Source organism: Streptomyces marokkonensis, from assembly GCF_039539045.1.
GTDB classification, from domain to species: domain Bacteria; phylum Actinomycetota; class Actinomycetes; order Streptomycetales; family Streptomycetaceae; genus Streptomyces; species Streptomyces marokkonensis.
The window spans coordinates 1-12,316 of record NZ_BAABCQ010000067.1 but is presented as its reverse complement, the minus strand read 5'-3'; the positions used below and the strand labels follow the sequence as shown (position 1 = coordinate 12,316).

The 12,316-nt window shown below is 72.4% G+C and carries 11 protein-coding genes; 5 read left to right on the top strand and 6 right to left on the bottom strand.

Annotated elements, in window-relative coordinates:
• Positions 1-32 precede the first annotated feature (32 nt).
• The 3 genes from ABEA26_RS18285 to ABEA26_RS18275 all read right to left on the bottom strand — a co-directional run bounded on the left by ABEA26_RS18285 (position 33) and on the right by ABEA26_RS18275 (position 3,666).
• Positions 33-836, bottom strand: a complete 804-nt coding sequence (locus ABEA26_RS18285; RefSeq protein WP_345593588.1) for a hypothetical protein — start codon at positions 834-836, stop codon at positions 33-35.
• Positions 836-2,101 carry a vWA domain-containing protein gene (locus ABEA26_RS18280; protein WP_345593587.1) on the bottom strand — a complete coding sequence of 422 codons (1,266 nt, stop codon included), beginning with the start codon at positions 2,099-2,101 and terminating at the stop codon, positions 836-838. The genes ABEA26_RS18285 and ABEA26_RS18280 overlap by 1 nt, the downstream gene beginning before the upstream one ends.
• A 62-nt stretch (positions 2,102-2,163) precedes the next feature.
• Positions 2,164-3,666, bottom strand: a complete 1,503-nt coding sequence (locus ABEA26_RS18275; protein WP_345593586.1) for an IucA/IucC family protein — start codon at positions 3,664-3,666, stop codon at positions 2,164-2,166.
• Positions 3,667-3,801: 135 nt separating this feature from the next.
• On the opposite strand from ABEA26_RS18275, the gene ABEA26_RS18270 reads away from it, so the two are divergent.
• From ABEA26_RS18270 to ABEA26_RS18255, 4 genes are all read left to right on the top strand, one after another.
• Positions 3,802-5,388, top strand: coding sequence for an IucA/IucC family protein (locus ABEA26_RS18270; protein ID WP_345593585.1), 1,587 nt, complete (start codon positions 3,802-3,804; stop codon positions 5,386-5,388).
• A gap of 221 nt (positions 5,389-5,609) precedes the next feature.
• Positions 5,610-5,771, top strand: coding sequence for a hypothetical protein (locus tag ABEA26_RS18265; protein WP_345593583.1), 162 nt, complete (start codon positions 5,610-5,612; stop codon positions 5,769-5,771).
• Positions 5,761-7,188, top strand: a complete 1,428-nt coding sequence (locus ABEA26_RS18260; protein WP_345593581.1) for a glycosyltransferase — start codon at positions 5,761-5,763, stop codon at positions 7,186-7,188. Before ABEA26_RS18265 ends, ABEA26_RS18260 begins: the two co-directional genes overlap by 11 nt.
• A 110-nt stretch (positions 7,189-7,298) precedes the next feature.
• A complete protein-coding gene (locus tag ABEA26_RS18255; protein WP_345593580.1) occupies positions 7,299-8,213 on the top strand; it encodes a HipA family kinase in 915 nt (304 codons plus the stop codon).
• Positions 8,214-8,294: 81 nt separating this feature from the next.
• On the opposite strand, the gene aceB is transcribed toward ABEA26_RS18255, so the two are convergent.
• Both aceB and ABEA26_RS18245 read right to left on the bottom strand, forming a co-directional pair.
• Positions 8,295-9,917 (bottom strand): malate synthase A, encoded by a 1,623-nt coding sequence (aceB, locus tag ABEA26_RS18250; RefSeq protein ID WP_345593579.1) that lies wholly within the window; start codon positions 9,915-9,917, stop codon positions 8,295-8,297.
• A 184-nt stretch (positions 9,918-10,101) separates the two neighbouring features.
• Positions 10,102-10,713 (bottom strand): nucleotidyltransferase family protein, encoded by a 612-nt coding sequence (locus ABEA26_RS18245; RefSeq protein WP_345593578.1) that lies wholly within the window; start codon positions 10,711-10,713, stop codon positions 10,102-10,104.
• 198 nt (positions 10,714-10,911) lie between these two features.
• Here ABEA26_RS18245 and ABEA26_RS18240 point away from each other — a divergent pair, with 198 nt between their 5' ends.
• Positions 10,912-11,229, top strand: coding sequence for a DUF5955 family protein (locus ABEA26_RS18240; protein ID WP_345593577.1), 318 nt, complete (start codon positions 10,912-10,914; stop codon positions 11,227-11,229).
• 214 nt (positions 11,230-11,443) lie between these two features.
• Here the strand turns inward: ABEA26_RS18240 and allR are convergent, their stop codons facing one another.
• The gene (gene allR / locus ABEA26_RS18235) at positions 11,444-12,247 is read right to left on the bottom strand and encodes an allantoin degradation transcriptional regulator AllR (RefSeq protein ID WP_345593576.1); all 804 of its coding nucleotides are present in this window, start codon (positions 12,245-12,247) and stop codon (positions 11,444-11,446) included.
• Between the last annotated feature and the right edge of the window lie 69 nt (positions 12,248-12,316).

The window sequence follows — 12,316 nt, the reverse complement described above, 5'->3', positions numbered from 1 at the left end:
GGCCCGCCGGGGGCGGGCCTCCTGAGCGGGTGTCAAGCAGCGGGCGGCACCCGCGAGGGCCGCCCCGACCCGCGGGTCAGCGCGTACCCGCCGATGCCCGCGAGCGCGGCCAGCACGCCGCCGATCCCGGTCCACACCCACCGGTCGGACCACCAGCCGGAGGACCAGCCGTCCTCGGGCTCGATCGCGGACAGCACGGTGCCGCCGCCCGAGCCCTCCTCGTCCGCCGGGGACTTCATCGCCACGCCCGGTACCAGCGGCTCGGCCAGCGAACCGTCCACCGCGGCAGCCCCGCCGATGTCCTTGGAGTCCACCCGGACCTCGGTGGAGACCGGGACGCCCAGGTCGGAGGTCGGCAGGTTCACCGCCGTCAGCCGGACGTAGTACGTACCCGGCAGCGGGTCGTTCGCCCACGGCTCCGACCACGCGCGGACCGTTCGCAGCACACAGGCCAGCTCCAGGGAGGAGGTGCCGGGCGCGGCGGTGCGGGTCTGCGCGCCGTACTGGCAGGCCTGACGGCGGCGCAGACCGTCGTACACGTCGATCCGCCAGGTCTCGGCGGCGTGTGTCTCGGGCAGCTTCACCGTGGCCTTCACGGTGGGACGCTGACCGGCGTCCGCGGGGAACGACCAGTACAGGTAGTCGCCCGCGGAGCCGTTCGCCGTGGCCCGCTGCCCCTGCTCGAACTCGGCGGCCGTACGGAAGGACGTGCCCGCCTCGGTCGGCGCACCGCCGTCGGCCGACGGGTCCGCGGAGGGTGAGGAGTCGGCTGCCGCGGGGGTCGCGGCGAGGCCGAGCAGCAGCACGGCGGCGCTCAGCGTTCGGGTGATACGCATCAGTTGGCCCTCCAGACCGCGAACCGCCAGCGCGACAGCCAGCCCCACAGCAGACCCGCGACGAAGCCGATGAGCACCAGCACGCCGAGCAGCCACCAGCCACGTCCGAGGCCGAAGGAGGCCACGTCGTCGGAGTCGCCCGGACCGTCCACCACGTCGACGGTCAGCTCCAGCGGCAGCCCGGGCGTGGTCTTCACACCGGCGGCGACGGAGAAGGAGTTGGTGACCTGGAGGCACACGGTCTCGGCCGGGGCGTCCTCCTCGTCGCTCTCCGCCTTCGGGTAGCGCAGCCCCGTCGAGAGCGCGTCCGTACGGCCGTTGCCCGCCGCCTCGCCGCGCACGATCTCCCGGCCGTGCACCGTCACCGCTCGAAGCAGCACCCCGTAGGACGGGTTCACGGTCCGGTCGGCGCCCACGCTCACCGAAGCGCGCAGCTCCTGGCCCGGTTCGACGTCCACCCGGTACCACCGCTGCTTCCCGAACTCCTCGCGGTCGGTGTACAGCCCCGATTCCAGTGCCGGTGCCTTGGCGCAGGTGTCCGCGCCCTCGGTGGCGACCGGCGTCACCACCGGGTCGGTCGCCCGGTCCACCAACTGGTTCACCTTGTCGGTGAGTTCGTCGGTGTGCTCGACCGAGGTGTATGTCCCGCCGGTCGCCTCGGCGATGCAGCTGAGCTGCTGCCGCATCTTGGCGTTGGGGACCAGGCCCAGTGTGTCGATGGTCAGCCCGATGCCCTTGGCGGCGATCTCTCGGGCCACCTCGCACGGGTCGAGCGGGGCGCAGGTGTCCTCGCCGTCGCTGATCAGCACGATGCGCTTGGAGCCGTCGCCGCCGTCGAGGTCGTCGGCCGCCTCGAGGAGTGCGGGGCCGATCGGCGTCCAGCCGGTCGGCGTCAGCGTCGCCACCGCCGTCTTGGCCTCGGTGCGGTCCAGCGGGCCGACCGGGTAGAGCTGGGCCGTGTCCTCGCAGCCGGTCCTGCGGTCGTCGCCCGGGTAGTCGGCGCCCAGCGTCCGGATGCCGAGCCGCACCTCCTCGGGTGTCGCGTCGAGCACCTCGTTGAACGCCTGCTTCGCCGCTGCCATCCGGGTACCGCCGTCGATGTCCCGGGTCCGCATCGAACCGCTGACGTCGAGCACCAGGTTGACCTTCGGCGCGTCCTCGCCCGTGGGTTCACCGGCGGCCGCTGGGGCCGGGAAGGCGATCCCGGCCGTCAGCGCGGCGAGCAGGGCACAGGCACCCGCCGCCAGCCGTGTTCTTGTGATCATCGGCGGATCCTATTGATCAGTGGTGCCGGGCTCCAAAACGAGACCGCGACGACATTCCGACTTCACCGTCCACGCAGCGGATTGGGCAGCTCCGCCCACAGATCCCCGGCGCTTCCCGGCGAAGTACGCATCAGCGTCAGAGCCTTCACCGGTAGTGGCTGCTCACGCAGTGCCAAGACGTCCGGCGTGCCCGGCAGTTCGCCCACGGTCGCCTCCAACGCGTCCCGCAGCGCCGCGCCCGAGCCCACCGTCGCCGCCAGCGCGCCGCCCACCAGCGAGCCGAACAGCTTGCGGCGCAGGGCCACCGGGTCGTCGGTGAGCATCCGGGTGGGCAGGTCCGGGATGTCGATGCCGTGGCGGGCGAGGCGTGCCGGGCTGACGCGGATGTCGGCCAGGTCCCGGTAGACCAGGCGCACCGGTTCGCCCGCCGCGGACAGCACCACGAGGAGGTTCTGACCGTGCGCCTCCAGGGCCACGCCCAGTTTCAGCAGGCGCAGCCCCACGGTGAGGACGAGACGGGTGAACCCCGCCCGCCAGACGGGAGACCCGGACAGACCGGTGCTGGCCAGCGCGGCCACCGGGACGACGTGCTCGCCGGGAGCCGCGTGGACCGTCGGCGACTCGCGCAGCACGGCGGCCAGGTCGGGGGAGCCGGCGGCCACCGCGCCCAGCGTGCGGGTGACGTGCAGCAGCCCGTCCGCGCGCGCCGCCAGCGCCTGCCCGAAATCCGACACGTGCGCCGACGCGGCGACGGAGGCGACCGAGATGTCCCGCACCGAGGACGTCAGCCGGGCGCTCAATGCCGTCTTGACGTGCGGCCCGCCGGGCACGGCGAGTGTCCGCAGGGACATCAGCGGGTGCGCGGCAGGCCCCTCCTCGCACGGCCTCTTGAGCACGTGCGCCGCCTGCCACGGATGCACGGGGATCAGCACCTTCGACCCGTCCCGCAGCTCCCGCGGCCAGGACCCGGACATCACGCACTCGGCCGCCGGGACCGGCATCAGCCCCAGCCCCACCACCGGACCGTGCTCAGGCCCGTAGGCGAGCTGCTCCGCCACCGAGAAGCCCGGCCGGGAACGGCAGTTCGGGTGGTAGGGATGTCCGTCGACCACCCGTCGCTCCCAGCCCCAGTCGTTGTCGGGCCACTCGTCCGGGTGAATCTCCTGACCCGCTCGCGACAGTGCCAACGACGCGACACTGTGCCCGAGTTCCACGGCGAACCCCGCCGAGTGCGGGGCGCCGAGGTCAGCCACCAGCCGCGCCGGATCGTCGTACGCGGCCTCGCCGAGCCGTACGACGCGGACGTACGCGTCCGTGCGGTACGGGTCGGCCACCGGACCCGCCAGCCGGCGTCCGTCCCCGAGGCGCAGCACGAGTCCGCCCCCGGCGGCGGGCTCCCGGCCCGTGATCCACGGCAGTGGTTCATGGGCGAAGGCACGCCACAGCCGGGAGAGCACGGCCGCGCGGGCACCGGGAAGTTCGGCCGTGAACCGGGTGACCAGACCGGGGCGGACGGCCGCCAGCTCGTCGGCGACCTCGGCCGCTGCGCTGGGAGGACGATGCACGGGCGGGCTCCTCGGGTACGAGTAGGACGTTACGAGTAGGACGTCAGGGCGTAGGGACGGCGACGGACATACTGATCGTCTCCGGCAACTCCGCCGCCTCCGCCATGGACAGCATGGACAGACCGTAGGGAACGAGTGGAACGCGTGGATCTCCTGCCCCCGCCCACCGGCGCCGACGCCGCCTTCCGGGAGGACGTCGCGGAACGCGCCGACGCCTACGCGGCGGTATCGCTGCTCAACTGCCTGCTGCGCGAGGTGGCCGAACCCCTCCCCGGCCCTCGCCCGAACTCCGGCCCCGGCCCGTCCCCCCGCCCCCGCCCGGCCCCCGGCACCCGACGGGTGTACCGGCTGCCGGGCGGCAGACTGCTCCGGGTGCTCCAGGGCCGGCGGCCCGCCGAGCCGGAGGTGCGCGGGGCGGGCGGCTGGCACCGCGTCGGCCACACCGAGCTGGTGAAACTCGTCGCGGAAGAGCTGCGCCGGCACACCGGCCTGCCCAATCACGAACTGCCCACCGAGATGACCGACAGCCGGGACGCGGTGGCCGCGCTCCTGACGGCCCGCGCCCGCGCCACCCCGCCCCACGACCCCTACCTCCGCTCCGAGCAGTCCCTCCTCACCGGCCACACCCACCACCCCGCCCCCAAGGCGCGCGGAGGCGGTCCGCACGCCGGCTGGCTGCCGTACGCGCCCGAGGCGCACGCCCGATTCCCGCTCACGCTGCTCGCCGTGCGCGAGGACACGGTCGTCGACGAGGGCGACACCGCCGCCCTGGACTCCCTCGGCAGGACCCCGCCCGGCTACCGGCTGCTGCCCGCCCACCCCTGGCAGCTGAACCTGACGGCGGCCGCCCTGGCCCCCGCCTTCGCCGACGGCCGTCTCGTCCGGCTCGGCACGACCGACTTCCTCACCTGGCCGACGGCCGCGATCCGCACGGTGTACGCAGCCGAGTACCTCCCCGGACAGGACCTGTTCCTCAAGTTCAGCCTCGACGTGCGCATCACCAACGACGTTCGCCGCCTGTGGCGCCACGACCTGCTGCGACTGCGCCGCACCGACACGGCGGCCACCGAGGCCCTCGACGCCGTCGGTTCCCCGGCGGCCTGGCTCGGCGACCGCGGTTACCGCACCGCGGACTTCGCCTTCGAGGAACTGGCCGTCGTCGTGCGCGACGGACTGCGTGACCGCGTCCTGCCCGGCGCGACCCCGCTTCTCACCGCCGCGCTCGTGGAGGGCTTCCCGGACAGCCCGTTGGCGCGCACCACGGACCCGGCGGCCTGGTGGGAGGCGTACCTCGCCGCCGTCGTCCCGCCCGTCCTGACCGCCTTCGCCGACGACGGCGTCGTCCTGGAGGCACACCTGCAGAACACGCTGGTCGCCGTGGACGCCTCCGGCGTCCCGGTGCAGGCCCTGTTCCGGGACGCCGAGGGTGTCAAGTTGCTGCCGGACACCTCCCGGCCGGACGGCTGGGAGCGGCTGGTCTACTGCCTCGTCGTCAACCACCTCTGCGAGATCGCCGCCGCCCTGGCCGAACACCATCCCGGCCTGGACCCCTGGCCCGCCGCCCGCCGGACCCTGACCCGCCACGACGACATCCCGGAGATCCCCGCTCTCCTCGCCTCACCCACCCTCCCCGGCAAGACCAACCTCCTGCTCCGCTGGACGGGCGCGGACGGCGCCACCGCCCGCTACCGGCCGCTGCCCAACCCGCTGCTCGGGGCGTGAGTACTGCCGAGTGCCCCGTCCAGGAGACGGCCCGGGGCGGGGCGCCCGGCCGTGCGGTGCGGCAGCGTCAGGCGCAGGTCGTGTACGAAGGGAAACGGGTCCACGTCCCGGAGAGACGGCGAGCCGGGCCCCGCGGCACGACGCCTGCATGCAATGCACGAGAATCTCGCGCGGCATTTGTACTATATGTCGCAAAACTCCCTTACTGGGAAGGTCGCGGGATGACTTACGACGAACTGGCCACAACGGGCTCCGGCCTGTCCGTGTTCGGCATCGCACTGGGCCAGACATGGCTGGTGGCCGTTGCCTTCGCCCTCACGCTCGGAGGCGCGTTCCTGGTCCGGGCCACGTTCCGGCGGGGGAGGAGCGCGCATGACGCGTAGGCCCGGCACCTCCCCCACCCGGGCGGGGCGGGCCGGGCCCGGCCTGCCCGGGGCGCGGTACGTCCCCGTGGACGGGAAGGGCGCGCTCGGTGCACTGCCCCTCCTCGCCCTCGTCGTCGGCTGGGGGGCCTGGCACCTACTGCAACTCACCGTGTGGCGTGACAGCACCGGCCCGGGCCTGGGGTACGTCTGGCTGGCGTCGTTCCTCCTGCTGTGGTGGCTGCCCGTGTGCTGGCTGGAGCGTCCGGCCACGGTCACCGACTCCGAGCAGCAGGGCATCGACGGGCTGCGGGTGACCGTCCAGGTCCCCGTCTACAACGAGGACGCCCAGGTGCTCCGCGCGTGTCTGGAGTCCGTGTTCGCCCAGTCCCGCCGTGTGCAGCGGGTGTGTGTCGTCGACGACGGCTCCGTCGACGGCGTGACGGGCGAACCCCTCCTGTACGACGCCGAACGCGCCTGGTTCCTGGACCAGGCCGGCCGACTCGGCATCGAGGCGACCTGGGACCGCACCCCCAACCGCGGCAAGCGGTGGGCCCAGATGCACGTGCTGGCCGAGGACGACGCCGACGTCTTCGCCACCCTCGACAGCGATTCCGTTCTGGACGAGCACGCGGTGGCGGAAGGCCTGAAGCCGTTCGCCGACCCGCGGGTTCAGTCCGTGGCCGGACTCGTCGTCCCGCTCAACGTCCGGACCAACGTCCTGACCCGGCTCACCACGGTGCTCTACGTCCCCTTCACCCGGGGCCTGCGCAGCGCGCAGTCCGTGCTCGGCTCCGTTCTCATCAACTCCGGCACGCTCGCCTTCTACCGGGCCGACGTCGTGCGCAAGCATGCCGGGGTCTACGAGCGGGAGGCCTTCCGCGGCGTCCCGATGCAGATGAACGACGACTCCATGCTGACCATGTACGCGCGCCTGGAGGGCCGGACGGTCCACCAGCCCTCCGCCGTGTGCTTCACCCTCGTACCGGACAGGGCACACCACTACTTCCGTCAGCAATTGCGCTGGATGCGCGGCACCACCGTGCGGCACCTGTGGTGGCTGCGCCACATGCCGCTGCGTTCACTGGCCTTCTGGATGCCCGTGGTCGAGTACGCGCATCTCGTGCTGGCACTCCTGCTGCCCGTCGTCGTCCTCGTCACTCCGGAGCTGCGCGGGCAGTGGGGACCGCTGGCCCAGTACACGCTGATCCTCGGTTGCGCCTTGAACTACCTGGTCAGCCTGCGCCTGTTCGCCATTCGGCGAACCGACGAGACGCTGTCGCACCAGGTCCTCATGTTCGCACTCTCCCCCGTGGCCGGACTGTGGCGGCTGATGGTGCTCCGCCCCCTGTACCTGTACGCCATGGCCACCTGCTGGCAGATCGGCAGCTGGGGGACCCGCGCCCGGGTGGAGGTGGGTGTGTCACCCGCCCGGTGATCAGGACTCCCAGGATTCTCCCCCAGGGTCGATCCTGGGTAACCTCCCCTGACGGGCGCCGCGAAGGCAGGTCACGGACGCAAGGCTGAAGGGGCAGGTCGACTGCGGAAATGTTGAGACAGGTCACCGCCACCCACTACGTCGAACCCCTGCGCTCCGGGGGCTCCGTCCCCGGTGTCGTCGAGGCCGACGACCTCGGCACCTACGTAGTGAAGTTCACCGGCTCCGCGCAGGGCCGCAAGGCGCTGGTCGCCGAGGTGATCGTCGGAGAGCTGGCGCGTGAGCTGGGGCTTCGGGTGCCGGAGCTGGTCCTCGCCGACTTCGACCCGGCGATCGGCGCCGGCGAACCGCACCAGGAGGTGCGGGAGCTGCTGGACGCCAGCGCGGGACTCAACCTCGGCATGGACTACCTGTCGGGCGGCGCCGACCTCACCCCCGAGGTCGCGGCGGTGTTCCCGGTGGACGCGGGGGAGGCCGGGCGCGTCGTGTGGCTGGACGCCCTCACCGTGAACGTGGACCGTACGGTGCACAGTTCCAACCTGATGGTCTGGCCGACTCTCGGCATCGCGCCTCCGCGCCTGTGGCTGATCGACCACGGGGCGGCCCTCGTCTTCCACCACCGCTGGGGCGCCTCTCCGCCCCAGAAGGCGTACGACTTCCGCCATCACGCCCTCGGCCACCACGCGCCCGACGTCCGGGCCGCCGACGCCGAGTTGGCGCCGAAGGTGACTCGGGAGCTGCTGCGCGACGTGGTGGCCCGGGTGCCGGATGCCTGGCTGACCCGCGAGGCCGGCTTCGACACCCCGGACGAGGTCAGGGACGCCTACGTCGGCTACCTGCACGCGCGCGTGCGGGCGTCCCGGGAGTGGCTGCCCACCGACTTCCCGACCCGTGAGGAGCTCGCCGCGGAGAACGCCGCCCGCGCGGCACGCACCGAGCGCGGCCGTCCCGACTGGCTCAAGCGGGTCCCCGACCTGCACGGCAAGCCGCCCGCCGAGCAGGACTGGTCCGTGCATCTGGGCTGACGTATGCGGCCCGGCACATGCCCGCGCCCCCGGTGCCGTTCGCGGGTGCCGGGGGCGCGGGGGGCTTGGAGGAGCCGGGCGTCAGCCCTTCAGCTGCTCGTACGCCGGCAGCGTCAGGAAGTCGGCGTAGTCCTCGTCGAGGGAGACGGTCAGGAGCAGGTCGTGGGCCTGCTGCCAGTTGCCGGCCGCGAAGGCCTCGTCGCCGATCTCGGCGCGGATGTTCGCCAGCTCCTCGGCGGCGACCTTGCGGGCCAGCTCGGCGGTGACCTGCTCGCCGTTGTCGAGGACGACCTCCGCGTTGATCCACTGCCAGATCTGCGAGCGGGAGATCTCGGCGGTGGCCGCGTCCTCCATCAGGTTGAAGATGGCCACCGCGCCGAGGCCGCGCAGCCACGCCTCGATGTAGCGGACGCCGACCTGCACGGCGTTGACCAGGCCCGCGTATGTCGGCTTGGCATCCAGGGAGTCGACGGCGATCAGGTCGGCCGCCTTGACGTCGACGTCCTCGCGCAGGCGGTCCTTCTGGTGGGGCCTGTCGCCGAGCACCTTGTCGAAGGACTCCATGGCGATCGGGACCAGGTCGGGGTGGGCGACCCAGGAGCCGTCGAAGCCGTCGCCGGCCTCGCGGTCCTTGTCGGCGCGGACCTTCTCGAAGGCCACCTTGTTCACCTCGGCGTCCCGGCGGGACGGGATGAACGCCGCCATGCCGCCGATCGCGTGCGCACCCCGCTTGTGGCAGGTGCGGACCAGGAGTTCGGTGTACGCCCGCATGAACGGGGCGGTCATCGTCACCGCGTTGCGGTCCGGCAGGACGAACTTGGCGCCGCCGTCCCGGAAGTTCTTGACGATGGAGAACAGGTAGTCCCAGCGGCCCGCGTTCAGCCCGGAGGCGTGGTCGCGCAGTTCGTAGAGGATCTCTTCCATCTCGTACGCGGCCGTGATCGTCTCGATCAGGACGGTGGCGCGGACGGTGCCCTGCGGGATGCCGACGTAGTCCTGCGCGAAGACGAAGACCTCGTTCCAGAGGCGGGCCTCCAGGTGCGACTCCGTCTTCGGCAGGTAGAAGTACGGGCCCTTGCCGAGGTCGAGCAGGCGCTGGGCGTTGTGGAAGAAGTACAGGCCGAAGTCGACCAGGGCACCGGGGACCGGACGGCCGTCGACCTGGAGGTGGCGCTCGTCGAGGTGCCAGCCGCGCGGGCGCGTGACGACCGTCGCCAGCTCCTCGTCGGGGCGCAGGGCGTACGACTTGCCGGTGCGCTCGTCGGTGAAGTCGATGCTCCGGGTGTAGGCCGAGGCCAGGTTGAGCTGGCCGAGGACGACGTTCTCCCAGGTCGGCGCGGAGGCGTCCTCGAAGTCCGCGAGCCAGACCTTCGCGCCCGAGTTGAGGGCGTTGATGGTCATCTTGCGGTCGGTGGGGCCGGTGATCTCGACCCGGCGGTCCTGGAGCGCGGCCGGAGCGGGGGCCACCTTCCAGGAGTCGTCCGCGCGGATCGCGGCGGTCTCCGGGAGGAAGTCGAGCGTGGAGGTGCGGGCGATCTCGGCGCGGCGCTCCGCACGGCGGGCGAGGAGTTCGTCACGCCGGGGCGTGAACCGCCGGTGCAGCTCGGCCACGAAGGCGAGCGCCGCATCGGTGAGGACCTCCTCCTGCCGGGGCAGGGGCTCGGCGTCGACGATGGCCAGCGGGGACGGCGCTGGTGCGGACATGAGCTGTCACTTCCTTCAGCGGTGGCACCGGGTGCCAGAGGGTGCGTATGGGGCATAGCGCACCCGATGTGCGGGCGGGTGCTTCTGGTCAGTGGATACTAGTTTCCTCATCGTGGAACTTCAATGGTTTGTTGATGTCGAGATTCTCCGAGTCGAGGGAAGGTGGCGCCCAGTGCCACACCCCTTACTCAAGGTGGCGGAGGTCGGCCTCGGTGTCGATGTCGTACGGCCGCGCCACGTCTCCGCACTCCACCAGCTCGATCTCCGCCTCGTGTTCCCTCAGGTAGGCGCGTGCCCCACGGTCTCCGGTCGCAGTCGCCGCGACGCCCGCCCAGTGGGCGGCGCCGAGGAGGACGGGGTGCCCGCGCACGCCCGCGTACGCCGCCGATGCGAGCGATGTCTCGTCCCGGTGGGCGGCACGCACCCGCGCCGTCGCCTCCGCTCCGATGCCGGGCTGGTCCACCAGGGCGACCAGCGCGGCCCGGTCCCCACTGCCGGCCAGCGAGGCGAGTCCGGCGCGCAGCGACGACCCCATGCCCTGTTCCCAGTCGGGGTTGTCCACGAGGGCGCACCCGTCGAGCGCCGCCCGTGCCCGTACGTCCTCGGCCCGCGCCCCCAGGACGACGTGCACGCGAGTGCATCCGGCCGCGCGCAACGCCGCGACCGCGTGTTCGACGAGCGGGTGTCCACGGTGTTCGAGCAGTGCCTTGGGGCGTCCGCCGAGCCGCCGCCCGCCCCCGGCGGCGAGCAGTAGACCCGCTACTCCCGCCGCCGCCTGGTCTTCGTTGTCCGTCATGCGTCCTGCATACCTGACCGCCCGCCGAACGATCCGGCGTGGGCCGGGACTCCGGAGGCTGAATTTCGGTGCGCACGGTGGCGCGCCGGGTGCGGGGTGGCGTTTACTGGCCCGCATTCGCGGCGCCGACCAAGTGCTACGGGGTGCTCGGCATGTTCACCACGTAGGGGCGCACAACGGGGTGCGAGGGGGAGGGCTGTGTTGCGGAGCTTGGGGCAGAGGCGCGTGACCGTCGGCGACGAGGACGATGTGAGGGTGGTGGCCCTGCGGACCGCGGTGTCCCGGTTACGTCGTCAACTCGCCCTGTTGCCCGCCGAATTTCCGGACCGGGTCATCGCCGAGGACGAACTCGCCGACCTCGCCGCGATGACGGACCACGGTGTTCCCGAGGTGCCGCGGCTGCACCGCTCTCTGCTGCTGATAGTGGGCGCGATCGGCTCCGTCAGCGCCCTGTCGCGCGGGCTGACGGATGTCCGTCACGCCGTGGAGCTGTTCGGCGGTCCACCTCGCCGGTGAGGCGCTGAACGTGGTGAAGCGGCCGCGCTGAACGGCTGCTGATGAAGCGCCCGTGTCGAACGGTCGCGTCGAACGGTCGCGTTGAAGCGCCCGTGTTGATGCGTCCGCCGGTGCTGAAGCGGCTGCGCCGAGTGGCGCGCTGAAGACGTGCTGTGTGACGCGCGACGCCCCTCGGCCTCAGGTTGGCCGGGGGGCGGGGGTGGCGTGCTGGGGCTCAGGCGGCCGGGTTGCCGTTCGAGGCGAGGAGGGCCTCCGACAGCTCCGCCGCCACCTGCTGGAGCAGCGGCACCATCCGCTCGGTCGCGGTCTCCGTGACCCGGCCGGCCGGACCGGAGATCGAGATGGCCGCCGCGGTGGGGGAGTCCGGCACGGAGACGGCCAGGCAGCGGACGCCGATCTCCTGCTCGTTGTCGTCGATCGCGTACCCCTGGCGCCGCACGTCCTCCAGCGCCGCGATGAAGCCGTCCGGCGTGGTGATCGTCTTGTCGGTCGCTGCCGGCATGCCGGTCCGGCCCAGCAGGGCCCGCACCTCGTCCGCCGGGAAGTCCGCGAGCAGCGCCTTGCCGACGCCGGTGGAGTGCGGCAGGACGCGCCGGCCGACCTCGGTGAACATGCGCATCGAGTGCTTGGACGGCACCTGGGCGACGTACACGATCTCGTCCCCGTCGAGCAGCGCCATGTTCGCGGTCTCGCCGGTCTCCTCGACCAGGCGGGCCAGGTGCGGGCGGGCCCAGGTACCGAGCAGCCGGGAGGCGGACTCGCCGAGCCGGATCAGACGGGGGCCGAGGGCGTAGCGGCGGTTGGGCTGCTGGCGTACGTATCCGCAGGCCACGAGGGTGCGCATCAGGCGGTGGATGGTCGGCAGCGGCAGTCCGCTGCTCGCGGAGAGCTCGCTGAGGCCGACCTCGCCGCCCGCGTCCGCCATCCGTTCGAGCAGGTCGAAGGCGCGCTCCAGGGACTGGACGCCACCTGTGGCGGACCTGGCGGAGTCGGTGGTGCTGGCGCTGGACGTCGGCACGGCACGTTCCTTTCGGGGCTGGCGGGAGAAAGAAGCGTACCCGGCGGCCGGTTGACTACCGGCTTGTAC